At 56.0% G+C, this 26,266-nt stretch carries 24 protein-coding genes; 3 read left to right on the forward strand and 21 right to left on the reverse strand.

Translation table 11 applies throughout. The annotated features are described in order from the left end of the window. Positions 1 to 14: 14 nt before the first annotated feature. The 4 genes from ligA to uvrB form a co-directional block, all read right to left on the reverse strand. Positions 15 to 2,504 (reverse strand): NAD-dependent DNA ligase LigA, encoded by a 2,490-nt coding sequence (gene ligA, locus N1030_RS05630; RefSeq protein WP_265828218.1) that lies wholly within the window; start codon positions 2,502 to 2,504, stop codon positions 15 to 17. A 109-nt stretch (positions 2,505 to 2,613) separates the two neighbouring features. After that, on the reverse strand, positions 2,614 to 3,351 hold the full coding sequence (locus N1030_RS05635; protein ID WP_265828220.1) for a glycosyltransferase family 2 protein: 738 nt from the start codon (positions 3,349 to 3,351) through the stop codon (positions 2,614 to 2,616). Positions 3,352 to 3,363: 12 nt separating this feature from the next. Continuing rightward, complete coding sequence (locus N1030_RS05640) at positions 3,364 to 4,419, reverse strand: potassium channel family protein (protein ID WP_265828221.1); 1,056 nt, start codon at positions 4,417 to 4,419, stop codon at positions 3,364 to 3,366. A 14-nt stretch (positions 4,420 to 4,433) separates the two neighbouring features. Beyond that, positions 4,434 to 6,452 (reverse strand): excinuclease ABC subunit UvrB, encoded by a 2,019-nt coding sequence (gene uvrB, locus N1030_RS05645; RefSeq protein WP_265828222.1) that lies wholly within the window; start codon positions 6,450 to 6,452, stop codon positions 4,434 to 4,436. 166 nt (positions 6,453 to 6,618) lie between these two features. Between uvrB and N1030_RS05650 the strand changes: the two genes are divergently transcribed. Continuing rightward, positions 6,619 to 7,116 carry a hypothetical protein gene (locus N1030_RS05650; protein ID WP_265828224.1) on the forward strand — a complete coding sequence of 166 codons (498 nt, stop codon included), beginning with the start codon at positions 6,619 to 6,621 and terminating at the stop codon, positions 7,114 to 7,116. Positions 7,117 to 7,187: 71 nt separating this feature from the next. Here N1030_RS05650 and aat read toward each other — a convergent pair whose 3' ends face one another. The 4 genes from aat to N1030_RS05670 all read right to left on the reverse strand — a co-directional run bounded on the left by aat (position 7,188) and on the right by N1030_RS05670 (position 11,260). Next, positions 7,188 to 7,892: a leucyl/phenylalanyl-tRNA--protein transferase gene (gene aat, locus N1030_RS05655; protein WP_265828225.1), complete on the reverse strand. Its 705-nt coding sequence runs from the start codon at positions 7,890 to 7,892 to the stop codon at positions 7,188 to 7,190. A 94-nt stretch (positions 7,893 to 7,986) separates the two neighbouring features. Then, positions 7,987 to 10,266, reverse strand: coding sequence for an ATP-dependent Clp protease ATP-binding subunit ClpA (clpA, locus tag N1030_RS05660; protein WP_265828226.1), 2,280 nt, complete (start codon positions 10,264 to 10,266; stop codon positions 7,987 to 7,989). Between the two features lie 2 nt (positions 10,267 to 10,268). Continuing rightward, positions 10,269 to 10,583, reverse strand: coding sequence for an ATP-dependent Clp protease adaptor ClpS (locus N1030_RS05665; RefSeq protein ID WP_265828227.1), 315 nt, complete (start codon positions 10,581 to 10,583; stop codon positions 10,269 to 10,271). Between the two features lie 77 nt (positions 10,584 to 10,660). Further along, the gene (locus N1030_RS05670) at positions 10,661 to 11,260 is read right to left on the reverse strand and encodes a class IV adenylate cyclase (protein WP_265828229.1); all 600 of its coding nucleotides are present in this window, start codon (positions 11,258 to 11,260) and stop codon (positions 10,661 to 10,663) included. Between the two features lie 178 nt (positions 11,261 to 11,438). Here N1030_RS05670 and crcB point away from each other — a divergent pair, with 178 nt between their 5' ends. Together crcB and N1030_RS05680 are read left to right on the forward strand one after the other, a co-directional pair. Continuing rightward, positions 11,439 to 11,813: a fluoride efflux transporter CrcB gene (crcB, locus tag N1030_RS05675; RefSeq protein WP_265828231.1), complete on the forward strand. Its 375-nt coding sequence runs from the start codon at positions 11,439 to 11,441 to the stop codon at positions 11,811 to 11,813. A 58-nt stretch (positions 11,814 to 11,871) separates the two neighbouring features. Continuing rightward, positions 11,872 to 12,219, forward strand: coding sequence for a DUF190 domain-containing protein (locus N1030_RS05680; protein WP_265828232.1), 348 nt, complete (start codon positions 11,872 to 11,874; stop codon positions 12,217 to 12,219). A 94-nt stretch (positions 12,220 to 12,313) separates the two neighbouring features. On the opposite strand, the gene N1030_RS05685 is transcribed toward N1030_RS05680, so the two are convergent. From N1030_RS05685 to N1030_RS05745, 13 genes are all read right to left on the reverse strand, one after another. Next, entirely contained in the window at positions 12,314 to 12,967 is a 654-nt protein-coding gene (locus N1030_RS05685) for a nitrite/sulfite reductase domain-containing protein (RefSeq protein WP_265828233.1), read from the reverse strand. A 25-nt stretch (positions 12,968 to 12,992) separates the two neighbouring features. Further along, entirely contained in the window at positions 12,993 to 14,066 is a 1,074-nt protein-coding gene (locus tag N1030_RS05690; protein ID WP_265828234.1) for a protein-glutamate methylesterase/protein-glutamine glutaminase, read from the reverse strand. A gap of 4 nt (positions 14,067 to 14,070) precedes the next feature. After that, positions 14,071 to 14,946, reverse strand: coding sequence for a CheR family methyltransferase (locus N1030_RS05695; protein WP_420842827.1), 876 nt, complete (start codon positions 14,944 to 14,946; stop codon positions 14,071 to 14,073). 50 nt (positions 14,947 to 14,996) lie between these two features. Then, a complete protein-coding gene (locus tag N1030_RS05700; RefSeq protein WP_265828235.1) occupies positions 14,997 to 17,120 on the reverse strand; it encodes a chemotaxis protein CheA in 2,124 nt (707 codons plus the stop codon). 50 nt (positions 17,121 to 17,170) lie between these two features. Further along, on the reverse strand, positions 17,171 to 17,533 hold the full coding sequence (locus tag N1030_RS05705) for a response regulator (protein WP_265828236.1): 363 nt from the start codon (positions 17,531 to 17,533) through the stop codon (positions 17,171 to 17,173). Positions 17,534 to 17,628: 95 nt separating this feature from the next. Beyond that, complete coding sequence (locus N1030_RS05710) at positions 17,629 to 19,353, reverse strand: methyl-accepting chemotaxis protein (protein WP_265828237.1); 1,725 nt, start codon at positions 19,351 to 19,353, stop codon at positions 17,629 to 17,631. 157 nt (positions 19,354 to 19,510) lie between these two features. Continuing rightward, positions 19,511 to 19,837 (reverse strand): FxLYD domain-containing protein, encoded by a 327-nt coding sequence (locus N1030_RS05715; protein ID WP_265828239.1) that lies wholly within the window; start codon positions 19,835 to 19,837, stop codon positions 19,511 to 19,513. Positions 19,838 to 19,980: 143 nt separating this feature from the next. Continuing rightward, positions 19,981 to 21,327, reverse strand: coding sequence for a DNA repair protein RadA (radA, locus tag N1030_RS05720; RefSeq protein ID WP_265828240.1), 1,347 nt, complete (start codon positions 21,325 to 21,327; stop codon positions 19,981 to 19,983). Between the two features lie 12 nt (positions 21,328 to 21,339). Continuing rightward, complete coding sequence (locus tag N1030_RS05725; RefSeq protein WP_265828241.1) at positions 21,340 to 22,134, reverse strand: DUF3426 domain-containing protein; 795 nt, start codon at positions 22,132 to 22,134, stop codon at positions 21,340 to 21,342. A 60-nt stretch (positions 22,135 to 22,194) separates the two neighbouring features. Then, entirely contained in the window at positions 22,195 to 22,722 is a 528-nt protein-coding gene (hpt, locus tag N1030_RS05730; RefSeq protein WP_265828242.1) for a hypoxanthine phosphoribosyltransferase, read from the reverse strand. 28 nt (positions 22,723 to 22,750) lie between these two features. After that, positions 22,751 to 23,218 carry an N-acetyltransferase gene (locus N1030_RS05735; RefSeq protein WP_265828243.1) on the reverse strand — a complete coding sequence of 156 codons (468 nt, stop codon included), beginning with the start codon at positions 23,216 to 23,218 and terminating at the stop codon, positions 22,751 to 22,753. Further along, positions 23,219 to 23,722 (reverse strand): TlpA family protein disulfide reductase, encoded by a 504-nt coding sequence (locus tag N1030_RS05740; protein ID WP_265828244.1) that lies wholly within the window; start codon positions 23,720 to 23,722, stop codon positions 23,219 to 23,221. A 19-nt stretch (positions 23,723 to 23,741) separates the two neighbouring features. Then, positions 23,742 to 26,156: a homocysteine S-methyltransferase family protein gene (locus N1030_RS05745; protein WP_265828245.1), complete on the reverse strand. Its 2,415-nt coding sequence runs from the start codon at positions 26,154 to 26,156 to the stop codon at positions 23,742 to 23,744. Positions 26,157 to 26,266 lie beyond the last annotated feature (110 nt).

The raw sequence follows: 26,266 nt of genomic DNA on the forward strand, positions 1-26,266 counted from the left end.
CAAGCCCAACCGGACTACAAAAGACTGTGCTGGTCCTTTTTCAGGCCCTTGGCTGCCGCGCCCTTCTTCGTCTTTGCATCGGAACGGGCGGGCTCTGCAGATTCCGGTTCAGCAATTGATTCGGCCTGCTGAACAGCACCCTCCTCTCCGGCCACATCGGCCACATCGGCTGCGACGACTGCAGCGACTGCGGGAGCCTCGTCATATTGCCCAGCCTCCGCATGCTGCACGGACGGAAGAGACTCGGCGGGATTGCCGGATTCTACGGGTTCCGCTGAGTCACCCGATTCAGCCAGCTCGACAAAGACTTCTTCTACGACTTCTTCTGCGGCTTCTTCTACGGATTTTTCTACGGCTTCCTCAGCATCTTCATGCAAATCATCCACGGATTCAACCGGCATGACAGCCTCGCCGGAATTATCCGTCACGCCGCTACCGGCGTGCAGGCGCAGAAACTCCTCTTCCGTAATCACGGGTACTCCGAGTTGCTCGGCCTTGGCAAGCTTGCTGCCTGCATCCTCACCCGCAACGACGTAATCCACCTTGGCGGAGACACTACCCGCGATAAGGGCTCCGACCTCTTCCGCCATCTTCTGCGCAGCGGAGCGCTTGAGCGTAGGCAGGGAGCCTGTAAACACCATGCGTTTTCCGGCAAGGGGATGGTCTCCTGCTGCAGGTGCGGGCGCTGCCTCGTGCACGGGCCACAGGCCGATGCTGCGGAATTCTTCGAGCAAGGCAATGTTGCCTTCATTACCAAAGAAGGAACGGATGGAGGCTGCCACTTCCGGCCCCACATCCGGCAGGGCGGTCAGTTCTTCGGTCAGGGCAACCTTCAGGGCATCAAGGTGATGGAAGTGATTTGCCAGCACCCGAGCCGTCTGCTCGCCCACGTGACGAATACCCAGAGCGCAAAGCAAGCGCGGCAGGGTTGCGCTTGTCTTCACCGCTGCAAAGGCATCCACGAAATTCTTTGCCAGCTTGGGCCCCATACGTTCAAAGCCCATGAGCTGCAGGCGGGTGAGGGAGAACAGATCCACCGGCGTCTTCACCACGCCCCTGTCCACAAGCTGCTCTATCCACTTCTTGCCCACGCCCTGAATATCAAGACCGGCCTTGGAAACAAAATGGATAATGGACTGCCGCACAACGGCAGGACAGGACATGTTCATGCAGCGCCATGCGGCCTCGCCTTCCTCGCGGACAGCCTTGGAGCCGCATACGGGGCACTCGGTGGGGAACTCGAAAGGCAGCTCCTCGCCCGTGCGGTCTTCAACCACGGCGCGAACCACTTCGGGAATGACATCACCCGCACGCTGGATGATCACCGTATCGTTGATCATGAGATCCTTGGCGCGGATTTCGTCCTCATTGTGCAGGGTGGCGCGGGAAACCACAACACCGCCCACTTCGACAGGTTCAAGGTGCGCGACAGGCGTGAGCACGCCCGTACGCCCTACCTGAATCTGGATATCCAGCAGCCGCGTGCGGGCCTGCTGTGCGGGAAATTTGAAAGCTATTGCCCAGCGGGGGAATCGGGCAGTGAATCCGAGCGCGCCCTGCAGGGCAAGGTCGTTGATCTTTGCCACCATGCCGTCGATTTCAAAAGGCAGTTCCTCACGCATATTGCCGAGCAATTCATAATGCGCCAGCACATCCTGCGGAGCGGCGCACAGTCTGGTCTGCGGCGGAGTCTGGAATCCAAGCTCACCCAAGCCCTGCATGATCGCCTGCTGCGTATTCCAACGCGAATCGCCGTCCGCCCATTCCACCACGCCCACACCGTAGGCAAGGAACATGAGCGGGCGCGAGGCGGCCACGCGGGAATCAAGCTGACGCACGGAACCGGCTGCCGCGTTGCGCGGGTTGGCGAAAAGTTTGGCGCCTTCCTTGCGCTGACGGGCGTTCATGGCGGCAAAGTCCTTGCGGCTCATCACCACCTCGCCACGCACTTCCAACCGCACAGGCACATCGCCATGCTCATCGCGCAACCTGAGCGGCAGGTTGCCCACGGTGCGCATGGTGTGAGTCACCACTTCGCCCTCTTCCCCGTCGCCTCGGGTAACAGCCGCGGTAAACACCCCGTTCTCGTAAATAACCTCCATGGCGAGGCCATCCATCTTGGGGTCTACCCAGAACTGCAAGCCCGCCTCAGGCTCAAGCCGTACTATGCGCTGTACAAAGTCATTGAACTCGTCAGCATTGAAGGCGTTATCAAGGCTGTACATCTTCAGAGAGTGCTTACGGGACTCAAGGCCCGACATCACCTCGCCGCCGACCTTGCGGGTGGGGGAATCCGGAGTCGCCAATGCGGGATGGGCCTCTTCCAGAGTACGCAGCTCCTGGAACAGGACATCATATTCGGCGTCCGTTATCTGCGGGTCGTCCAGCACGTAATAACGATAGTTGTGATGCTCAAGCTGCCTGCGCAAGGCCGCAGCACGCTCCGCAACTTCGGGAGAAAGGGAGGAATCGGGCATGCCGGAAACGGAATCGGAAATAGTCACTCTCAACCTTGTCCTGTCTGCTTATCGTAAAAGGGAACCGTACGCGAAACGCAGTTCCGCGTACGGTCCTGAAAATTCAATATGTTGCCGAAACTGTTGCCGCCACCGGCTACAATCCGGCATGATCCTGCCAGAATTGCTTCAGGGAATCCATCTGCGCTTTGTAATCCACGCCGAGTCGTGCGGCAAGGTATGCCTGCTCTGCCTGCGCCGCGGTCTGCATGAAGCCGGAAACCTCGCGTGCCGTGGAATGATAGATATGCTTCACGGCTACATCATGGTCCACCACCACATGCCACCCTGCTCTGTGCGCACAGAGTGAGAACCACACGTCCACCCCGTACCCGTAAGGATTGCCGGCATAATCCAGCCCGCCCAGCGCCTTCCAGCAATCCAGACTGACAAGCGGCGCTATGCCGTCCACATAGGCAACAGTTCGGTATTGCAAGCCTTCCTTGCGGACCATCTGCGGATGATAAGGATTGGTAAGCACAGCGGGCGCATACACCCCCACCCCCTTGCCGCCGAGCACATCATTCATGCGCTTCAGGCGTCCGGCGGCACGCTTGATGAAAGGGGGCGTACTGGCAAACAGTACATCATTATTCAGGAACCACACATGGGAATAACCGGCTGCGTCCGCACGCTGCAGGGCGTATTCCAACGCTCCGGCCCAATAGAGATTGGCGTCGGTTCTCAACCATGCGTCGGGATACTGTTCAGGCGCACAGTTGTCCAGCACAAAGAGATGCTCGGCCACAGCGGGATCAGACTCCAGCAACTGGGCATGCAGCCGCCGCGTCAGCGCCGCTTTTCCGTAGTGCAGAATGACAACCGCAAGCTTCATGGGAATCGCCGGTTACAGAATCTCTTCAAACTGCTCGAAGCTGCTGGTGGAGCCGACTGCAATGACCGTATCCCCGGCGCTCAGCACGGTTTTGGGCTCGGGGTTGAAGGTCATGTCCTGACCGGCCTTCTTGATGGCGATGATAATCAGATTGAAACGCGGACGAATGCCGGACTCAATGAGATTCTTGCCCACCAGTTCCGATGTTTCGGAAATGGTGAGTTCTTCCATCTGAATGTCCTGCGTGGTCTTCTTGTGCGCCAATTCCATGAAGCTGGTCACGGTGGGACGCAGCACGGATTGCGCCATACGAACGCCCCCAATACGGTTGGGCATAAGCACCACGTTGGCCCCGGCCAATTTGAGCTTGCCTACATGCTCCTGCGCACCGGCACGGGCCACGATATTAATGTCCTTGTTGAGCTGACGGGCGCTGAGCACCACGTAGACGTTCTGGGAGTCTTCCGAAAGGCTGGCAATGAGGCTTTGGGCATGACCGATGCCCGCTTCCGCAAGCACCTCGTCAGACGTGGCATCACCGGAGATATGGAGCACCCCATCTTCTTCCAGTCTTTCAACAGCTTTGGGGTCATTTTCAATGACGACGATATCGTAGCCTTCATCCATGATTTCCTGAGCCACGACGCTGCCGATACGGCCATATCCGCAGATGATGCAATGTCCGCGAAGCTTGCTGATGGTCTTAAGCACCCTGCGCCTCCCAAGTAGTTTGAATAGCCTGCCTTCCACAATCAACTGAGAAAACGCACCGAGGATGAAGGCAAAGTTGCCCACGCCGGTGAGGATGACAAAGGTGGTGAGCACGCGCCCTTCCTGCGACAGAGGATGCACCTCGCCAAAGCCGATGGTGGAAAGCGTGATGACCACCATGTAGAACGAATCCCAGAAGTTCCATCCCTCAATAAGCATGTACCCGTAGATGGCACCCAAGGATACAGTGACCAGCGAAACCTGACTGAGCACAAGCGGCCAGAAAAAACCCAGCTGATTGCGCATGCGCAGAACCCGCGTAAGAAATGGAGTCTTCTTTTTGACGTTGTAGGCCATACCGCTTTGTCCCGTTAATCCGCCGCCATCAGCCGCTGACGCAACAGCTGAATACGGTCGCGAAGTTCCGCCGCCTTCTCAAATTCCAGATCCTTGGCAGCCTCGCGCATTTCGCGCTCAAGCTGCTGGATACGCTTGCCGATGTCTTCAGAGGAAAGGCCCCACTCTTCCGCGGGCATGGCCGGTGCAGCCTTGCCCCTGCCCTTGCCCTTGGTCTCGGCCGGAGAGTAAAGGGAATCAAAGGAGCTTTCCAACTTCTTGCGAATGGTGGCAGGCGTAATGCCATGCTCGGCATTAAACGCCTCCTGCTTTTCCCTGCGGCGCGCGGTTTCATCCATAGCCGCCCGCATGGACCGGGTTACGGCATCCGCATACAGTATCACGCGGCCTTCGGCATTACGCGCGGCGCGGCCAAAGGTCTGGATGAGCGAGCCAGTGGAGCGCAAAAAGCCCTCCTTGTCCGCATCAAGAATAGCTACCAGAGAAACTTCCGGTATATCAAGCCCTTCACGCAGGAGATTTATGCCAATGAGCACATCAAACTCCTTGCGTCTGAGCGCCTGCAGAATGGCCATGCGCTCCATGGTGTCTATGTCTGAATGCAGGTAGCGCGTGACCGTGCCCATATTGTTAAAGTATTCCGTGAGGTCTTCAGCCATGCGCTTGGTAAGGGTGGTCACTAGAACGCGTTCGTCACGTGCAGCGCGCTGCTTGCACTCGCCCAGCAGGTCGTCCATCTGCCCCTTGACGGGACGCACTTCCACCAGCGGATCAAGAAGGCCTGTGGGACGGATGATCTGTTCCACAACCAGGCCCTGAGAACGTTCCTGCTCCCATTTTCCCGGAGTTGCGGACACATAGACAACCTGTCCGATGCGTTCGAGAAACTCGTCAAAATTCAGCGGCCTGTTGTCCAGCGCGGATGGCAGACGGAAGCCGTAATCAACCAGCGTCTGCTTGCGGGAACGGTCGCCCTTGAACATGGCCCCCACCTGCGAAACAGTAATGTGGCTTTCGTCCACATACAGCACAAAGTCTTCCGGGAAGTAGTCCAGCAGACAGGAAGGCGGCGAGCCTTCCGCACGGTTGTCCAGATGGCGGGAATAGTTTTCGATGCCCGTGCAGAACCCCATCTCCTCGATCATCTCCAAATCAAGCATGGTTCGCTGTTCAAGGCGTTGCGCCTCTACCAGCTTCCCCGAATCACGGAAGTCCGCAAGCCTGTGCTGCAGTTCCACACGAATGTCGCCCACGGCACGATTCAGGTTGTCGCGGTCGGAAACATAGTGGCTTGCGGGATAGATGACCGTCTTGCCCACGCTGCCCAGCACATTGCCGGTAACGGGATCAATCTCGCTCATGGATTCTATCTCATCACCGAAGAATTCCAGTCTGAGCGCCCGCTCGTGGTGGTAGGCGGGAATGATTTCAAGCACATCGCCCCGCACACGGAAGGTGCCTCGGTGGAAGTCGTAATCGTTACGCTCGTACTGCACATTCACCAGGCGCTCGATAAGGGAGTCCATGCTCAGTTGCTGCCCTGTCTCCACAGGGATGACCAGCTTGGCGTAGTATTCCGGCGAACCGAGGCCGTAGATGCAGGAAACCGAGGCGATGATGATCACATCGCGCCGCGTAAGCAACGCATGCGTAGCCGCATGCCGCAGCTTGTCTATGTTATCGTTTATGGACGAGTCCTTCTCGATGTAGGTATCGGAAGAAGGAACATAGGCTTCAGGCTGGTAGTAGTCGTAATAACTGACGAAATATTCCACCGCATTATGCGGAAAGAGTTCCTTGAACTCGTTGTAGAGCTGCGCGGCAAGAGTCTTGTTGGGAGCAAGTACCAGCGCGGGACGCTGCGTGGCCGCGATGGTCTGGGCCACGGTAAAGGTCTTGCCGGTACCGGTCGCGCCAAGCAGGATCTGGTCGCGGATACCCGCATTCAGGTTCTCCACCAGTTCCGATATGGCCTGAGGCTGATCGCCTTGCGGCGTAAATTCCGTACTGAGCTTGAATTGATTGTCTTGCATGTGAACCTCGCTCGCCAGTGTACCCTGCCCCACATATGCGGTAAAGGGCGGAAATTGCGGACTCTTGAGAATAGGGAAGCTGCGTATGCATGTGCTGGGCGGTTGCGGAGTACGGGATTATGGACTAGGTAGAGGAATCCGCAGAACCAATTCTTCCGGAGGAAGCATGCAAACGTATATCATCCCTGCCGAGGAAGGCACCGCCATCGACAGGGTCTACAGTATCTCCATTACCATTCGCACCTTCAAGGGCCGTCGCAACGTGGAAGCACACGTGTTCCGTCACAATCCGGAGATGGCCGAAGCCGCAAACTACGACTGGAACTCGCTTGTGGGACCGCCCATGGACCCCGCCAATCCCGGTGAGCTCGAAGACGTGAAGCGAACCTTGCTGGAAACCTTTACCGCGGAAGAACGCGATGCCGTTGTGGCCTATCTTTCCGAACGCTATGGCAGCCGTCTGGAATGCATTACCGCATGTCCTGTGGAACTGCCCATTCCCCTTGGCGTCATGCCGCTCTCTTCCATCACGCCCGGTAAGGCTCTGGGCTTCATCCGCTTCGACAACGTGCTAAACTACCCGCTGCCCTTTGCAGTTCGCGGTTTCTATGATCTGGCCCAGCACGATCCTCTGGACCATCAGGGCGGAGAAGAGCAGGAATAGCCCTGTCCCCTGAAAGGACACGGCCAGCATTCAGACACTGCCGGGCCTAGCCCATGCGCAGCATCCCCTTGCTAGAGGGGAAAGAAATCTTCAGGAATCTCCCAAAGGCCCTGCCTCGTCGGTGAACGCAGGGCCTTTTTCAATTGGGCGAGAAAGTCGCTTCTGCGCACTTCCTGCGCACCAAAACGACGCAGGTTATGCGTCACCTGCTGGCAGTCCAGCAGAGTAAAGCCGTTCTGCTGCAGAAACCGCACAAGCCACACCAGCCCCACCTTGGAAGCATTAGGCTCGCGGTAGAACATGGATTCGCCGAAAAACACGCCCCCAAGGGAAACACCATACATCCCGCCCACCAGCCTGCCCTCCCGCCACACCTCCACAGAATGCGCGATGCCATGCAGATGCAGTTCGCAATAAGCAGAGATCATGTCGGGCACTATCCACGTTCCGCATTGATCGGGACGCGGTGAACAGGCGCAGTTTCGTATCACCTGCTCAAAGGCCGTATCCATGGTCACGGTAAACTGCCGCGCCTTGATGACCTTGCGCAGGCTGCGGGAGATATGCAGAGATTCAGGGTACAGAACGAAGCGGGGGTCGGGAGACCACCATAGAATGGGGCTTTCGTCATTGTACCACGGAAAAATGCCGCAGGCGTAAGAAGAGATGAGCCGCTCCACGGAAAGGTCGCCGCCAATGGCGAGCAGGCCTTCCGCGTCGGCCAGTTCAGGATTGGGAAAGTCCACCCCTTTTTCCGGCAGCCAGAATACGTTCATGGAGACAAAAAAAACGCGGCGGATAACTCCGCCGCGCTAAAGCTGTTAATATTGCAAAGAGCATGTCCGCACATCACGGACAGCCCCCCGGCGTTCAACTATCCTTGCCGGAAAACGGCGTGAAGGTAAAGGTCAAACCGGAAACATCCTTCCCTTCCGATGCCTTGAGTTTTCGGGCACCTACCTTGACAACCCCACCCCGCTGCAAAGCTCCGAAGAGCACTTCTCGGGCAAGGTCATCCTCAAGGCCACGCCGGATAGCCCTGCGCATGGGGCGGGCACCGAAGGCGGGATCATAGCCAAGTTTGGCCAGACGCTTGCGGGCGGCATCGGTCAACTCAATGCGCACACGCTTATCCTTCATCTGGGCTTCCAGTTCCGCCACGAACTTGTCCACAATGCTGAGCATGATCTCTTCGGAGAGACCATGGAAGGGCACCAGCGCATCCAACCTGTTACGGAATTCCGGCGAGAAGGTCTTTTCCACTTCCTTCAGGCCGCGGGCCGCCACATCCACCTCCACAGCGGAACCGAAACCGATGGGCTTGGCCGCCATCTCACGGGCACCGGCGTTGGAGGTCATGATGAGAATGACGTTACGGAAGTCCGCCTTGCGTCCCGTGTTGTCGGTAAGCGTGGCGTAGTCCATGACCTGCAGCAGGATATTGAAAATATCCGGATGCGCCTTTTCAATCTCGTCCATGAGCACCACGGCATAGGGATGCTTGCGAATGGCGTCGGTAAGCTGACCGCCCTGATCAAAGCCCACATACCCGGGAGGAGCGCCGATGAGACGCGACACGGCATGCTTTTCCATGTATTCGCTCATGTCGTAACGCAGGAACTGCACGCCGAGCGTCTGGGCAAGCTGCTTTGCCAGTTCGGTCTTGCCAACACCCGTAGGACCATAGAAGAGAAAGGAGCCCGTGGGCCTGTCGTCCCTGCCGAGTCCCGCTCGACTGCGCAAGATGGCGCGGCAAACCACGTTCACGGCTTCATCCTGTCCGAAAACCACGCCCTTGAGCGTAGGTTCCAGATTGGACAGCTTCAGCCTGTCGCCTGCGGAGACATGCTGCTCGGGAATACGGGCCATACGCGCCACCACACGTTCGATATCTCCCGCCGTAATGGTGTTGCGCTTGCGGTTGGCGCTCCGCAGACGATATGCGGCTCCGGCCTCGTCTATGACGTCTATGGCCTTGTCCGGCAGAAAGCGCTCGTTGATGTAACGGGCGGAAAGTTCCACCGCAGCCTTGATGGCCGGATGCGTGTAGCGGACTCCATGATGGTCTTCGTAATACGGCTTGAGCCCCTTCAGAATTTCAAGGCACTCCTCCGTGGAAGGCTCCGGCACGTCTATCTTCTGGAAACGCCGTGAAAGGGCGCGATCCTTTTCGAAATGGTTGCGGTATTCTTCGTAGGTTGTGGAACCGATGCAACGAATAGCACCGGATGCCAGCACAGGCTTGAGGATGTTGGAAGCATCCATCGAGCCTCCACTTGTTGCGCCAGCGCCCACTATGGTGTGAATCTCATCGATGAAGAGAATAGCCCCTTCAATGGACTTCAGCTCCTTGATGACACTCTTGAGACGCCCCTCGAAGTCCCCACGATACTTGGTGCCTGCGAGCAAAGCGCCAAGGTCCAATGCAAAGATGCTGGCTTCAAGAAAGCTGTCCGGCACATTGCCGTTGACGATGCGCAGGGCAAGTCCTTCGGCAAGAGCCGTCTTGCCCACGCCGGGTTCGCCGACAAACAGGGGATTGTTTTTGCGGCGACGGGCCAGCACCTGCACTGTGCGCTCCAGTTCCTCGGCACGTCCGATGAGCGGGTCGATCTGCCCTTCCCTCGCCTTCTCCGTAAGATTCACGCAGAACTGGCGCAAGGCATCCGGCTTGCCTGAGTTGTCCGAATCATCCTTCACGCCATCCTTCTCCACCCAGTCTTCAGACATGGAGTGGGAGATGAATTCAAGCACATCCAGGCGCGTCACGCCCTGGGAGCGGAGGAAGTATACAGCATAGGAATCCTCCTCCTCGAACAGGGCGGCGAGCAGGTCGCCCACGTCCACCTTGTCCTTGCTGGCGGACTGCATCTGCACCACAGCGCGCTGCAACACCCGCTGCACGCCCAGCGTCTGCACCACTTCCGTAGGGGTGTCTGCCGGCAGGGGCTCCAGATGGGAAGAGAAAAACACCTCAAGTCGATTGGCAAGTGCATCCGCATCCGCACCGCAGCCGATAAGAATATGCCTGCCATGTTCATCACGGGTGATGGCGAACAGAATGTGCTCAAGAGTCAGAAACTCATGGTTCCGCTTGCGAACCTCTGAAACAGCGTCAGAGAGCACGGCTTCAAGTCGTTTACCGAGCATATCTATACCTCTTCCATGCTGCACCGCAGGGGAAAGCCCTCCTTGCGGGCGCGCGCATGCACTATGGCTACCTTTGTTTCCGCCACCTCGGCGGTGTAGACGCCACACTCCCCTATCCCTTTCTCATGAACGCTCAGCATGATGGCCGTGGCCTGCTGAACAGTCTTGCGGAACACCTGCACGAGAATGGCGATGACGAACTCCATGGTCGTGTAGTCATCATTATGCAGAAGCACTTTGAATTTTCTGGGCTCCTGCAGGTCTTCATCCAGCAGGAGCTGGTCCTGTCTGTCCGGGTCGGAAAATCTGTGGGTCATGTGTCGATCCGTGTGGCCTGTATTTTTAATACCGCATTGTTACGGCAAGCATACACTGAGCATGCTGTCGGTATAGATTATAATCCCTCAAAAAGTTCATGCAACCGCGAAGAGGAGAAACAGAAATTATCATCGTGCGGCAATCCCTGCGCAACACGCCAGTCACGATTCACATCGTGGTAGGTGCCGGTGCTCGATGTCTCCATGGAAAGACCAAGTTTCTCCGCGCAGGCAATAATGGCCTCGCGTTCGCCTTCCAGTTCCGCCACGTTGCCGAACGGCATGGTATCTAGGCAAATCTCCACACCGTCCAATGTCCATTCTTCGCGCATCTTCTCGTAGCGGAAGGCGGCGTCATATCCCAGCCCTTCCAGAATGCCGCGCATGCCGTCAAAGTCCTGCACCACGGTCTCCAGCTCATCATACACCTTCACGTCGTCGGGAACAGGTCCCTTCGGCGGGCGCTTGAGCGTGAGCACGGCGGTTTCGCCATCCCTGCGAATCTTCGTACGCAGGCGCAACAGCATATCGCTGTTCTTGAACGTACGCTCCGGCGTATCAAAAACCAAATTACGTTCAACATGCCTGCCGCGATACACGGCACCAAGGGCAACGAGCCTCAGTCCAAGCGATTCGAAGTCGACATCCAAAAATTTCAATTCTATTTCCAAAGCCATGCTGCACCTGTAGAAGCCGCTGCCGGAAAGGGCTTTCCGCAGCTGCTGATTCGTTCTTGTTCTCGCTTCATACCAAGCGTATGATAACCTCATGTACTGGTAATCATTTCCTGCCGGTAATTCAATGCACTATCGGCACGAACCATGGGGTTTCATCCCCGAAATCAGGAGACGTACATTGCAGAAACTCTTTCTGCTGTTCATTGCCGGAGGATTGGGAAGCCTGAGCCGTTACGCGCTGGCGGGCTTGGTGCAACGCCTTTCCGGGTCATCCTTTCCGGCAGGCACATTTGCCGTAAACTGCATAGGCTGCCTTCTTTTCGGACTGGTCTGGAGTTTTTTTGAAGACCGGCTTTCCTTGCCGCCGGAAACCCGTGTGATCGTGCTGACAGGCTTCATGGGCGCATTCACCACGTTCTCAACCTATATTTTTGAAACAGCCAACCTCATCAGTGCATCGCAATGGGCCTATGCCGTTGCAAACTGCGTTGGCCAACTGCTTATCGGCCTGATCTTCCTCTGGATCGGCCTTTCACTGGGACGGCTGGTGTAAGGGCTGCTTCGTGCCCGCTCACCGTGCCGTGGCAAACGACGCGACAAGGAGACACAAGATGGTATCTCTGCCGGAACAGGCCCAACGCCTGTGCATTTATACCGGAGAACGCGACACCCACGCAGGGCGACCGCTATACGAAATCATTGTGGAGATGGCCCGCAAAAGAGGGCTTGCCGGGGCTACTGTCACGCGCGGCGTTTCCGGCTTCGGAGCAAACAGCCTTGTTCATACCGTCAAGGTGCTGCGCCTTTCGGAAGACCTGCCCCTGCTCATCCAGATTGTGGACACGGCTGAAAAGATTGAAGCGTTCCTGCCCGAACTGGATGCCGTGATCAAGGAAGGTCTGGTCACGGTTGAGCCAGTGCAGGTTATCTTCTACCGCCACAAGGGCGGGAGAAAGTAACCGCAAAGGATAATTCGCCTCATTACTTTACAGCGTTGCAACAAAAAAAGCCCCGCACCAATCCGGTACGGGGCTTTATGTTTTCAGCACACGATTACAGCACTGCGGCCTTTACTGCATCTATACCAACCTTCTCCAGGAACTTGGAGACGCGCAGGCGCTTGCCGGATTCGTTGCGGTAGAACTCCATGAACTTACGGACGAGCGCCTTGGCTTCGTCCGTGGTCAGGTTCTCGGCCAGCACGTCGCCGATGCGGGGACGGCCGCCGGAGTTACCGCCCACGATGACGGTCCAGCCGTTCTTGGTACCCATGAGGCCAACGTCACGCACGTAGCTTTCGCCACAGCACATGGGACAGCCGGATACGCCGAACTTGACCTTGGCGGGGAAAGGCTCTTCGTGGAACATTTTTTCAATTTCAAGACCGAAGCCCAGAGAATCCTGCAGACCCAGCTTGCAAACGGCAGTGCCGGGGCAAGCCTGCACATAGTGCACACAAAGTTCGGTGGCGCGGCCGACCTTCCACTTCAGTTCTTCCCAAATGGGCTCGACCTGATCTTCCCGCATTCCCACAAGCGCCATGCGCTGCCCGGAAGTGATCTTGATGATCGGCACTTCATACTTCTTGCATACGTAGGAAATGGTATCGAGAATCTCGGGAGTCAGCATGCCCGCAGGAGTACGGGGCACAATGGCATAAGTCTGCTTGTCGCGCTGCAGAATGGCGCCTTCAAGATGTCCAGGCATATTACAACCTCAAATATATGGTTTATCAGTTTCCGTTACACATGCGCAGAATCTCGGCGGGAATGCCTCCCAGCGGCATCACCTTATGCACGCCGCCCTGCTTGATGGCTTCCTGAGGCATTCCGAACACCACGCACGTAGCCTCATCCTGCGCAATGGTATAAGCGCCCGCGTCGAACATTTCCTTCATGCCCACCGCGCCGTCGTCGCCCATACCGGTAAGAATGGCTCCCACCACGTTCTTGCCGCCGTAACGGGCAGCAGAACGGAACAACACGTCAACCGAAGGACGATGCCGCCTGACGAGCGGCCCCTCCTTCAGCTCAACAAAGTAATGAGAACCATTACGCTTGAGCAACATATGCATATTGCCCGGTGCAATCAAGACCTTACCGGGCTCCATGCGGTCGTTGTCTTCGGCTTCTTTAACATGCATGGCGCACATGGCGTCAAGGCGCCGTGCAAATGCGTTGGTAAAATGCTCCGGCATATGCTGCACAATGGCCACCGGAGGACAGTTGGAGGGCAAGCTGAGCAGCAGGTTTGCCAACGCTTCCGTTCCGCCTGTAGACGCCCCCACAACCACAACCTTACTCGTAGCCCCAACGGTCCGGGTAACCTGAGAAATGGGTGGCAACACGGCATCAGCAGACAGTTTGGGTGCCACGGCCAGCTTTTCAGTCACCTTTTTCATACGAGCACGAGCAGCCGCCTTTACGGCATCGCAAATACGTATGGCCGACTCTTCAAGAAACTGCTTGGTGCTGATTCTGGGCTTGGTGATAATTTCAACCGCACCGTACTCCATGGCCTTGAAAGTGGCTTCCGCCCCTTTCTCCGTGACAGCGGAACAAATGACCACGGGAATGGGATGCTGCGTCATAATCTTCTTCAGGAAGGTAATGCCGTCCATACGCGGCATCTCCACATCCAGTGTGATGACGTCCGGTACGACATTTTCCAGGCGCTTGGCAGCCACGAAGGGGTCAGAGGCGGTTCCCACCACTTCCAGCTCCGGGTCAGCGCTGAAGATATCTGCCAGTGTCTGACGTACAAGCGCAGAGTCGTCGACGATAAGAACCTTAATTCGCTGAGGCATTCGTCTACACTCTCCTGTAAACCGTTGGTGCCGCTTGAACGAGCGGCAAATTCATGCCGGCGAGGCTTTCCGAGTGGCCGATGAACAGGAAGCCTCCGGGCCGGAGGCACTCGCAGAACTGTTTGAACAGCCGCTCCTGTGTTGGTTTATCGAAATAGATAATGACGTTTCGACAGAAAATGATGTCCAGAGGATTGGAAAAACTAAACTGTTCCATGAAATTGAGCCGCTGGAACTCGACCAGAGAACGAATCTCCGGGGCGATGCGTATGAGCTTTTTAGACCTGTCCTTGCTTCGCAACAGGTACTTCTTGCACAGGACATCAGGGATGCAGGAAATCCTGTCCTCATCATATACCGCCTTCACTGCGGTTTGCAGTGCGCGGGAAGAGATATCCGTCGCCAGAATATGAAAGGAGAAACCGCCGAACTGCTCTGCAAAGTTGCTGAGCACCATGGCAAGCGTATAGGGTTCCATACCGATGGAGCACCCTGCACTCCACAGCTTGAGACGCCGGGTGCCGTGTCTGCGGATCCAATCCGGCAATACGCCATTCACCAGATAGTCAAAGTGCTTGGGTTCACGGAAGAATTCCGTGGTATTGGTGGTGACCACATCAATCAGGTTGCGCAGTTCCTTCTCCATGCCGACATCAGAAAACACGTAATCTACGTAGCTTTCATAAGAAGGATGGTTCAGCAAACGCAGACGCTTCTGCAATCGGGCCTCAAGCATGGTTCGCTTGGAAGGAGGCAACTTTATGCCTACCCTTTCATGAATGAAGGAACTGAGGCGCTGAAACACCTTGTCGGACATGGGGGCCGGCCGGCCTACAGGGTCGACGTATTTCGATGAACCGTTATCAGGATGATTCTTCATGGCAACCCGTTCACATTCTACGAGCCTGTATCACTGAGTAAAACACGCGCTCAACACCAATGCCGCTGACTGACAATGGCAGACTGAACCAACCGCGGAATATCCAGAATCAACGCCATGGAGCCGTCTCCCTTGATGGTGGCGCCGGATATGCCCTCAACGTCTTTATAGACCTTGCCAAGAGACTTGATGACGGTCTGGTGCTCGCCGATGACATGGTCCACAACAATACCGTAGCGGGCACCGGAAGTGCTGACCACAACAATCTGCTCAATCTGAGGTTTGAAACCGGGCACCTCAAACTGCTCGCGGAGAGTAATATACGGCACGATTTCACCACGCAGATTGATAATGCGCTGCCTGTCTCCGTTGACGGAGGAACCGATATGTTCAACGCATTCTTCCACATGGTTCAGAGGGATGACGTAGAATTCGTTCCCCACCTGCACCTGCAGGCCATCAATAATGGCCAGCGTGAGCGGCAGACGGATGGTGATGGTGGTTCCAGCTCCGGGGCTGCTGTCCAGCTCAATGGTGCCCCGCAGTGCATCAATGGAACGTTTTACCACGTCCATGCCTACCCCACGGCCCGAAACACTGGTTATCTCAGCGGCGGTAGAGAATCCGGGAGCGAAGATGAGGTTGCAGATTTCCTTGTCAGTAAGTTCCGCTTCAGAATTAATGATACCCTTGGAAACGGCCGAAGCACGAATGCGGTCACGGTTCAGCCCTGCCCCATCGTCAACAATGGAGATAAGCACCTCCCCGCCTGAGTGCTCCGCCGCCAGCGTGATGGTTCCGCAACGGGACTTGCCGGCAGCAGCACGGACATCCGGCTTTTCAATGCCGTGATCAAGACTGTTACGCAGACAATGCACCAGCGGGTCGCCGAGTCGCTCGATAACAGTCTTGTCCAGTTCGGTTTCCGCACCATAGGTGACAAGCTCCACTTCCTTACCCAGTTCCGATGAAAGATCGCGGATAAGGCGACGGAATTTGCTGAACGTGGTACCGATGGGAAGCATGCGGATAGAAAGCGTCGAATCCCGCAACTCGTCGGAAAGACGTTCCAGTTCCTCTGAAAGGCTCATCAGAAGAGAATCATGCGATGAGTGCACGTATTGCGCGATCTGCGCCTGAACAATCACCAATTCGCCGACAAGATCCACCAATTTATCAAGCTTGTCTGCAGCGACTCTGATGCTTGCTGCGGCCGGCTCCGACTTATCTCCAACAACTTCTCTGGTCTTTCTCAATTCACGCACGGTCTGCTGTTCGGCAAGGGCTGACTCTATCTGCTCTTCCGTCACCAGTCCGGCCTCACGCAACGCACGCCCGATAGGCCGTTGCTCCTTGAGCACCTCAACAAGGTTCTCATGGGATATGTCGCCGCGCTCAAGCAGGATCTCGCCAAGCCGTTTGTACGTAACTTCGCTATCCTGCTGCTCATCACTGTCGATGGCTCGAATGGTGAGTTCGCAGTCGTCTTCCACAAAGAGAAAAACGTCGCGGATGGCTTCTTCCTGCTGATCGGTAAGCAGGAGGATATCCCACCAGACATAGCAGGATTCCACATCCAGCTCTTCAATACCGGGAAGCTGACCAAAATGCGGAAAGCACTGCATGGCCCCCATCTGGGACAAATCGTCAAGAAGATGCAAGGGGTTGGAGCCCGACAGGAAGATATCGCGAGCCGGCTTGAAGCGAATGCGATAAGCACACTGAACGCCGGGCTGCGCAGGTGCAGCGACAGGCCCGGGCATCTCCGTCTCCGGTTCTTCCGGCAGGTCAACGGCGCTCATCATAGCCTTGAGCTGTGCTGTCAGCTGCGCTTCGGTTTCCGTATCCACTTCAGCGCCGGTAGCACTGCACTCAAGCAGGTGCGCGATGTGATCCCGGGACTTGAGAGTCAAATCCAACAGTTCCCGAGTTACGGAAAGCTCCCCGTTCCGGACCTTATCGAAGACATTTTCAACATCGTGTGTAAAGGCGGCAATATCATCGAACCCGAACATGGCGCCGGATCCTTTGATCGTATGCATGGCCCGGAACACTCTGTCCACGATATCGGAATTATCCGGCGCCTCCTCAAGCTCCAGGAGTGCCGTTTCCAATTCGGCCAGCAGTTCCTGAGCCTCTTCGCGAAACGCCTGCGCATTTACGTCATCAAGCATAACCGTTTCCCTTTAACGACACTCAAGAGACAAAAAGGAACTACAACGCACTACCGCAGGACCTTCTTTACCACGTCTATCAGCTGCTCGGGCTTGAACGGCTTTACGATCCATCCGGTAGCGCCTGCCGCCTTGCCTTCCTGCTTCTTGGAAGCCTGCGATTCCGTTGTCAGCATAACAATGGGAATAAATTTATACGCCGGAACGGCACGGATATTCCTGATAAGAGAGATACCATCCATGTTCGGCATATTGAGGTCCGTAATAACCATGTGCACCGGTCCGGATAACTTGGCCATGGCATCCTGACCGTCTCGTGCTTCAACAACATTATATCCGGCCTTCTTCAGCGTAAAAGAAACCATCTGGCGCACACTGGCGGAATCGTCCACCGTCATTATAGTCTTAGTCACAGATCTCCCCTCGCAGCAATTATTTCATGAATTATATATAGATTTGACCAAGCAGCATCGCCCCTTCAGGCACAATGCAGCCCAATCTCCGCACCCTAAAACAATTCAATATTGCTGTCCGACGCATCGTCGAACAAATCAATTCCGCCGCATTCCCGGCTCCCCAGCATGGAACGATGAATAGCCCGCTCGCTTTCCATGGTATACCTGTCCAGAATGGCCTTGAGCGGCTCCGGCAACATTACTGCCGCTTCACCGTTGCCGCAGGGCAACGAGGCCAGCAGATCCTCAAGCTCACGCTGTGCACGCATCAGGTCGGCAGCAACAAGCACATCAACCTGGATCCCCTGAGACAGTTCCACAAGGATACCGGTCAACCTTTCTGCGTCACGCCGTATCCCCATGAGCAAACCGCCCCCCTTGCAATCAACAAACCGCAACTGCTCCATGAAACCGTCCAGCTCATCCGTCATGGCTTTGGCCTGGGACGTATCAAGATACCCTTCCGCATGGTCGCGCAACGTATCTGCAGAACCGGCTATGGCACGCAATTTGTCAGCAATGTCGACCGTCTGTATCCCCGCATCCTTTGAAAGAGTCTGGATGGAAGACGCAAGAACCCCGAGAGCCTTACCCATGTCGCCGGTATGCGCCGCTCTTATGCTGGCATTAAGGGCAATAAGTTCAATTTCTGCCCCCACCTCCTCAATATCTTCCAGAAACGAGGTCATTTCTGAAACGGTATTGACCACGGAGACCATGACGTTACCAACGTCTTCTCCGGCGCGGGCCAACTGGGCAAAATGATCGGAAAGCACAGCCACGGTTGTTCCCATGGCCTCAAGGGGAGACTGGGTTCCGTCCCCTGTATGAGCCTCTTCGACAATGCCGGAAACGCCTTCCACATACCCGCCCAGGGCATCAAGCTCAGTCCTGAGAGAGCCTACTGCCTCTGTAAAACTTTCACGGGCATGAACAAGTTGCGAAACCTGTATGGAGTTTACCGAGCGAATCCACTCCGCAACCTCACGATCATCGTGCCCTGCTGATTCAGCCTGAATAAAGGCAGTCACATCTTCCAACACTTCCTCGACATGCTCTACCTGTTGGCGGACAATATCGTGAAACTGCATGGAAGCGACAATGCCGCCCATGCTGTCCTGAATGCTGGAGAAGGATTGAGAAAGATCCAGTGAAACCCCGGAAAGGCGATGGCCGTACTCGTGAAGAGCCTCAAGGTTGCCCTTGATTCTCTCGGCAACCTCACCCGAATACTCCACCTGTTTGCGCTGGATGACATGCATCCGTTCACCGGCTGTTGCGGCCAGTGTATCCAGAGAGTTGACGTGCGCACGAATCGTGGAAGAATATTCCACAATCTTTACTGCAAGCTTCTCAACGTCATCCGCAAGGGTATTGAAGCCTCTGCCATCCGATCCTAGGCGGGCGCTTTCAATGCGGGTGGATATGGCCAGCATCTGGAGCGTACGGACAATACGTCCATAATTCTCCAGCAGCCTCAGGAGCTCGGCCAGATAACGGCGAATGGCAAGAAACTCTTCCGCATCGCCAGAGTCGGTCTTGCCGCTCATGGTCTGCAGAACAGCCAGTTTTTCATCCATCTGCCTTAGAACTTCTTCCAGAATCTCCCCGACAGTGGAATCCACAAGTTCTCTTGCGTCTTCGACCAGCTTATCGGCCCGGGAAGAAGCCTCGTGGAGATCTTCACCCAATTCAAGAAAATCTTTCTCACGGGATGAAACAACCTTGGCAAGACTTGCCCGCACCTTGCGCATCACAAAAAAGCAGGATTCAAGCATTCAAACTCCGTCGACACAAACACCCGCAGGCAGCACCTGCAATTCCCTTGCGTCGTCCCCTTACGACACCGTATGAAACAGGCAGCCCTGCTTCATCCAGTACCGAATAGCATCAATATGCAATACCCTGCCGCTCTGACCATCAAAGCTGCAAGAGCTATCTATCAGCCCCCAAATCCAAAACATATGCGGAAACACTAAACTCGTGCGGCCGCTCATTTCCAGAAAACACAATCATAAAAGGCACTGTTTCGTCCGATTTAACAGGAATATGCGTGCCGTGTAAATGAGGAGTTATTCTAAGACGAGATTGAATACCGACAGCCGAAAGCTTCCTGAGTTCATCTGCAGGAAGAATGTTGCCGCACAACTGACGCTCGGAGCCGATCACATCTCCTGAACTGTCGTAAAAAACAGCAGACACCCCTATATAAGACAGTGCATTGCCCGTCATATTCCGGACTTCACCTTCGATAACAATCACATCCGAACCATCTTGCAATGACACAAGATACTGGCGGACGTGTTGCAAGAGAAGGGTTTCACCTCCGGAAAAGGCACTCGAAGCACAAAGACACAGAAGAACAGGCAGGGCGCAGAGAGGTAAAAACCTGCAAAGGCGCATGATCAGGACCGCCTGAAAAGAGCTTCCTGCAAGGAAAGAATGGTATCCAGTCCGCCGCTGCCGTTGCCTGCCGGATGAAAGACCGGCCGGTAGCCGAGGCGCGACGCCTGAGAATGGCGGACATCCTGCCCGGCTACGGGACGCACCTGTCCGTTCAGGTCCACCTCGCCCCAGAAAACAGAACGCTCCGGCAGCGGAATGTCATAGAAAGATGAGAGCACAGCCGCCACAAGGGCAAGGTCCATGCCCGGATCCTGCAGGCGCATGCCTCCACCGACCTTGGCATAGATATCAACCTGCCCGAAATTGAGGCGGAGTCTCTTCTCCAGAACCGCCAGCAACAGGTGCAGCCGGTTCACGTCAAACCCCAGCCCAGTTCGGCGTGGAATGGCAAGATAACTGCGGCTGACCAAAGCCTGCACTTCCACCGCGAAGGGACGCTGCCCATCCATGGCCATGACCACGGCCGTACCGGACAGGGCGGGATCGCGCGCGCCGAGGAAATAGGTGGAAGGATCATCCACAATACACATGCCCTGCTGGGCCATTTCGAATACCAGCAGTTCCTGATTGGGACCGAAGCGGTTCTTGAACACGCGCAGCATGCGGTACATCTGCCGTCTGTCGCCTTCCAGCGAAATAACGGTGTCCACCATGTGCTCCAGCAACTTGGGGCCAGCCAACTGGCCGTCCTTGGTCACATGACCTACCAGCAACAGGGTGATGCCGCCACGCTTGCATATCTCGATCAATTCCGTAGCGACAGCGCGCACCTGACTCACGCTGCCGGGCAGCCCTTCGGCACGCAGGGAGGTCAAGGTCTGCACAGAGTCTACGATGATGAGGTCTGGCGGCGTATCGCTCTCAAGCACCGGGAGCACGTCATCAAGACGGGAGGTGGAGACGGCAGTGAGTTCCGGCGTCAATGCGCCAAGACGCTCTGCCCTGCCCTTGAGCTGGGCAAGAGTTTCTTCGCCAGAAAGGTAAAGAACCTGCTTGCCCGAGCATGCAACCGCACCGGCCACCTGCAGCAGCAACGTTGATTTGCCTATTCCCGGCTCTCCACCGATAAGCAGCGCCGCACCGGGAACAAGTCCGTTCCCGAGAATGCGGTCAAGCTGCTGCATGCCGGTACCAAACGGCTCGTCGCGCTCGTCGGTTACGTCCTGCAACGGCATAATGCGGGATGCCTGATACGACAAGGGAGCGGACACCCTCTGTCTGGCCTGATCCTTATGCACGACCCGGGCCTCAAGAGTATTCCACTCCCCGCATTTCGGACACTGTCCACGCCACTGCGGGGCATGAGCCCCGCAGGCGGAACAGTGGTATATTTCTTTGGTTTTCACGAGGAAACCGCTCTATTTCTTTGGCGGATCTTTGGCTTCAATGACCTTGACCCCAAACTCAGACACGGATGCCGGCGGATTATAGAAAACCACCATGAAAGGCACTTCACCGCCGGGGGCGATATTCGTGTTGTTGGTCAAGATCTCGATCTTGTTGTTGAGAGCGGATTCAAGCTCCTGCTGCCCCAGAACCTGCAACTGGAAAAGGGACACGGTAATACCGCAATACTGCTGCTTGCTGGTGATGGTCACGTTGTTCGTGTCAAACAGCGTCACCTCAACCTTCACCAGTTCCTTGGGCGTACTGAAGTTGTTGACGACCTTGCCTTCAACAACAAAGAGCTGGCCGACCTTTTCGTTGGGCTGATAGTACTGCCGAACATTTCTGAGGGCGAGGCTCTTGATGTTATCCGTAACGGCGACGTCTTCGGTTCCGTTCGGCGCAGGCGTTGGTGCTTCTTTCTCCCCGACCCCCAAAAGGTCGGGCATCATGAAGTATACGCCTGCTCCCGCTCCGCCAAGCAGTACAATCAGGAGCACAAGCACAAGCGCAAGCTTGCTCTTGCCTTTCTCCTTGGGCTTCTTCTTGGAAGGCGCATCCAGATTGAATCCGGAGTCGGAGGAACCGAGAAGATCGGCAATGGAGTCATCCCCCATGTCCTTTGGTGATGCAGCCCTGGGAGCCGCCTTCTCACCAGCCAGAGGGAACATGTGCTTGCAGACTGTGCAGCGAGCCTTGGCCCCCGGCTTGAACATTGAGTCGGGAAGATTATATTTAGTTGAACAATTAGGACAAGTTACATGCATTGTTTTTCCTGTGGTGCCTTGCCGCAGAATGGTCGCATTTGTCCGGGACCCTGATGCGCACTACTCGACAACAGCTTCGTAGATGGCACCAAGCTCACGATATTTTTCAGCATAGTCCAAGCCATAACCGACAATGAACCCTTTTTGCAACGTAAAGCCGGGATAATCTACTTTCACATCCACTTCACGGCGCTCAAACTTGTCCACAATGGCTGTCAGGCGAATGCTCTTGGCACCACGCGCTTCCAGCTGCTTGATAAGAAACGCCATGGTGTGACCGGTGTCCACGATGTCCTCGACGATGAGAACATGCTTGTCCTCAATGGACACTTCAAGGTCCTTTGTAAAGGAAATGGTCTTGGTGCTGCTCGTTCCCTTTCCGTAGCTGGCGCAACGGACAAAATCCACTTCGGGATTCACCGTGATCAGCTTGACCAGATCTGAGAAGAACATGAACGCGCCCTTGAGCACGCACACGACAACCAGCTCCTTTCCATCATAATCCTTGTTGATCTGTGCGGCAAGGTCGCGCAGTCTTTCGGCAATGGCTTCCTCGCTGTATACAACCTTCAACTCTTTGACTTGCATAATGGCTACATCCTTTAACCAGGCAGCATCATAACTCGATCTGCATGGCAATTTCATCACATTCCGGGAACTTCGGGCAATTGATGCAATCCGCCCAGACCTTCTGAGGCAACGTATCCTTTGTTACCTCGACAAAGCCCATCTTTCTGAAAAAGTTGTCCTGATAGGTGAGAGTGAAGACTTTGTAAATACCCAGCGTCACGGCTTCGCTCAAACAGGCTTCCACCAGCTTGCGACCGAATCCGGCGCCGCGCATGCGCTCATCCACGGCCAGAGAACGGACTTCCGCCAGATTATCCCAGGCAATGGCAAGACCACAACACCCAACAACAGGCGAGCCGTCGTCGGGGTCCACAACAAAGAATTCACGAAGATGGCCATACAGTTGGTTAAGCGGACGAGGCAACAGAAGCCCCTGACCGGAACATTCCATAAGCAGTTTGTGAATGGCTTTCACATCCTGCATGCGAGCCTTGCGTATATATGGTGCGGCCATCTAGTTTCCTTTCAATTCATCAATCTTCGCAGCCAGTGCCGAGGGTTCAGCCAGTCCCACATGGTCAATGACCAGCTTGCCGCTCTTGTCATAAATAAGCAAACGGGGGATGGAAGAAATGGCGAACACCTCCGGCAGATCCTTCACTCCCCTGTACACGGGGTAGTTGAAGGGAATGCTGCCGACCATGGCTTCCAACTGCTTGGGGTCCTCATCAACGGAAATACCAAGAAGCGTCATGTCTTCTGCCGCCACCTTGCTGCGCAATTCGATGAGGTCTGGAATCTCTTCCTTGCAGGGCGGACACCATGAGGCAAAGAAGTTGACGACCACCACCTTGCCCCGCTCCGCCCTGATCATCTTGAGCAGATCGGCTGCTGTAGCTTCCGGCACAGCACCGGCAACAGCCGCCCCCCTCATGGAGTCTGCGCCAAAGACCGCCAAGGTCATCAGCAGTATGAGAAAGCACAACCTACGGGAAATGCCGCAAAAAACATTATTCATATGAGTTCCTCGTAAGGACTTATTCTCCGGAAAGCGTCTGGGCGAGACGCACGGCGGCAACCGCATCCAGCGAGTAGCCATGAGCGCCAATGGCGTCCGCAAAAGCCTGCGTTACAACAGCGCCGCCCACCATGACCTTTACGTCATGCATGCCGCGTTCCTTGAGCAGATCGATGGTGTCCTGCATACGCACCATGGTGGTGGTCATAAGCGCGGAAAGGCCGATGATCTTGGCACCATGTTCGGCAGCGGCATCAACAATGCTCCGGGCTTTCACGTCCTTGCCAAGGTCCACCACGTTGAACCCGTGGTTGCTCAGCATGAGGCACACAATATTCTTGCCGATATCGTGAATATCCCCTTCCACGGTCGCCATGATAATGGTGGGCTTGACCTCGGAACCGCCCTCATCTTCCAGCATGGGCTTGAGGTGCGCAAAACCGTGCTGCATGGTCTCGGCAGAGCGCAACAGCTGCGGAAGAAAATATTCCTTCCTCTCATACTTGTCACCCACCTCCGTAATGGCGGGTATGAGCATGCGGTTTACCACTTCAAAAGGGGTAAGGCCTGCATCAAGCTCCTTGCGGATGAGGCCGACGACGTTGTCCTTGTCACCCTTTACAACAGCTTCATACGCAGAAGCCGCAGCTCCGCCGGAAACGACACCGCCGCCCACGACAGAACCATTGCCGGGCTTCCACTCGGCATAATCGGCAATGAATCTCTCGGCATTGGGGTCGCGGTTCAGAAGCACTTCGGCGGCAGCCAGCGCTTCACGGATGCGTGCGTTGCCGGGATGCGCGATACAGGAGGAAAGCCCCGCTGCCGCTGCCATGGTAAGGAACGTGCTATTCAGCAGGCCACGCGCGGGCAGACCGAAGGAAATGTTGGACAGACCGATGGTCGTGGGCAGGCCGAGCGTGTCCGTACAGTAACGCACGGTTTCAAGGCAGGCCTTGGCTGCTTCCGCCTTGGAGGAAACGGCAAGGGCCAGCACGTCCACCATGATGAGCCGACGAGGAATGCCCAGAGCTTCCGCCTGCGCCAGCAACTCTTCGATAATGGCGATGCGTTCGGATGCCGCCACAGGCAGCTTGCGCCCCTTGAGCGGCAGAAGAATGAAGGGAGCACCAAACTTGCGGCACAACGGACCAAGACGTTCCATGCGACCGGGCTCGCCGCTGATGGAGTTGACCAGCGGGGAAGCAGGATACACGGTCAGCGCCTTTTCAAGCGCGTCCATATTGGAAGTGTCCACTGCCAGCGGAACGGGATGCTGCGCCACGATGCGCTGGATGAGATCAGGCAGCAGCACGGTTTCATCCACCATGGGAGCGCCCACATTCACATCCAGAAGCGGTGCGTGGCTGTCCAACTGTTCCTGAACAAACATCATGCAGGTGGTGAACTGGCCGTTCTGCAATTCGGAAATAAGCTGTTTCTTGCCGGTGGGGTTGATGCGCTCGCCGATGATACGCACAGGATAGTCAACGCCGAAACGCACAAGGGAAGCACGGGACGTGACTACAAGGCCGGAAGAACGATCTTCCACGGGCTTGCAGGGCACATCGGCAACAGCTTTGCTCAAGGCTGCGATATGGTCCGGCGTGGTGCCGCAGCAACCGCCCATGCAACGCACGCCCATTTCGGCAAACTTTTTGGTCTGTTCGGCAAAGGAAACCGGATCAAGACGGAAAACGGTGTTGCCCGCCGCATCCAGTTCGGGAAGACCGGCGTTAGGCATGACCAGCACCGGCACGGAAGAGACGGCAAGCATCTTCTCCACCACAGGCACCATCTGCTCGGGACCCGCACTGCAGTTGGTGGCAACAAGGTCAACACCCATGTTCACTGCCGTCTCGACAAATACCTCTGGCGAAGTACCGGTCAAGCTTACCCCGTTTTCAAAAGTCATGGACGCGCCAACGGGCAGGGAGCACACCTCGCGGGCAGCAACAATGGCGGCACGCAGCTCGGCGATGTCAAAGTGGGTTTCCATGAGCACAAGATCCACACCGCCATCCACCAGACCGCGGATCTGTTCCTTGTAGGCGTCAACAAGCTCCTCAAAGGTCAGATCGCCGAGCGGCTTGAGAAAATGGCCGGTGGGGCCCACGCTGCCTGCAACAAAGACATTTCCCCCGGCTTCATCCGCAGCACGTCTGGCCGCATTGGCCATGGCGCGGTTGAAATCCGGTATGCTAATATCCGAGGGCATCTTGAAGCGCGTGCCGCCGAAGGTATTGGTCGTCAGTACGTTGGCACCCGCGCGGGCATAATCCAGATGGATTCCCTTGAGCACATCAGGATTGGACAGACACCATACTTCAGGGCTTACACCGGCCGTAAGTCCGCGGGCCTGCAGCATGGTTCCCATTCCACCATCAAAAAATACAAAACGGCCTTCATGCAAGGCTCTTCTGAAATCTGCCACCTGATGCTCCTGAAACAGAACGTTACAATGCGAAAAAGCGCCTGACGGCAAGGCCCCGACGGGCGCATGGAGTTCGGCCAAGTCCGCTCAGGTCTACTGAAAAACATTGA

Origin of the sequence: Desulfovibrio mangrovi, assembly GCF_026230175.1 — a bacterium.
Taxonomy (GTDB): domain Bacteria; phylum Desulfobacterota; class Desulfovibrionia; order Desulfovibrionales; family Desulfovibrionaceae; genus Halodesulfovibrio; species Halodesulfovibrio mangrovi.

Coding starts and splice junctions, on each gene's coding strand:
- N1030_RS05635 (WP_265828220.1), bottom strand. CDS start 3,351: ATGAAGCTTGCGGTTGTCATTCTGCACTACGGAAAAGCGGCGCTGACG.
- N1030_RS05640 (WP_265828221.1), bottom strand. CDS start 4,419: ATGGCCTACAACGTCAAAAAGAAGACTCCATTTCTTACGCGGGTTCTG.
- uvrB (WP_265828222.1), bottom strand. CDS start 6,452: ATGCAAGACAATCAATTCAAGCTCAGTACGGAATTTACGCCGCAAGGC.
- N1030_RS05650 (WP_265828224.1), top strand. CDS start 6,619: ATGCAAACGTATATCATCCCTGCCGAGGAAGGCACCGCCATCGACAGG.
- aat (WP_265828225.1), bottom strand. CDS start 7,892: ATGAACGTATTCTGGCTGCCGGAAAAAGGGGTGGACTTTCCCAATCCT.
- clpA (WP_265828226.1), bottom strand. CDS start 10,266: ATGCTCGGTAAACGACTTGAAGCCGTGCTCTCTGACGCTGTTTCAGAG.
- N1030_RS05665 (WP_265828227.1), bottom strand. CDS start 10,583: ATGACCCACAGATTTTCCGACCCGGACAGACAGGACCAGCTCCTGCTG.
- N1030_RS05670 (WP_265828229.1), bottom strand. CDS start 11,260: ATGGCTTTGGAAATAGAATTGAAATTTTTGGATGTCGACTTCGAATCG.
- N1030_RS05680 (WP_265828232.1), top strand. CDS start 11,872: ATGGTATCTCTGCCGGAACAGGCCCAACGCCTGTGCATTTATACCGGA.
- N1030_RS05685 (WP_265828233.1), bottom strand. CDS start 12,967: ATGCCTGGACATCTTGAAGGCGCCATTCTGCAGCGCGACAAGCAGACT.
- N1030_RS05690 (WP_265828234.1), bottom strand. CDS start 14,066: ATGCCTCAGCGAATTAAGGTTCTTATCGTCGACGACTCTGCGCTTGTA.
- N1030_RS05695 (WP_420842827.1), bottom strand. CDS start 14,946: ATGAAGAATCATCCTGATAACGGTTCATCGAAATACGTCGACCCTGTA.
- N1030_RS05700 (WP_265828235.1), bottom strand. CDS start 17,120: ATGCTTGATGACGTAAATGCGCAGGCGTTTCGCGAAGAGGCTCAGGAA.
- N1030_RS05710 (WP_265828237.1), bottom strand. CDS start 19,353: ATGCTTGAATCCTGCTTTTTTGTGATGCGCAAGGTGCGGGCAAGTCTT.
- N1030_RS05725 (WP_265828241.1), bottom strand. CDS start 22,134: ATGCATGTAACTTGTCCTAATTGTTCAACTAAATATAATCTTCCCGAC.
- hpt (WP_265828242.1), bottom strand. CDS start 22,722: ATGCAAGTCAAAGAGTTGAAGGTTGTATACAGCGAGGAAGCCATTGCC.
- N1030_RS05735 (WP_265828243.1), bottom strand. CDS start 23,218: ATGGCCGCACCATATATACGCAAGGCTCGCATGCAGGATGTGAAAGCC.
- N1030_RS05740 (WP_265828244.1), bottom strand. CDS start 23,722: ATGAATAATGTTTTTTGCGGCATTTCCCGTAGGTTGTGCTTTCTCATA.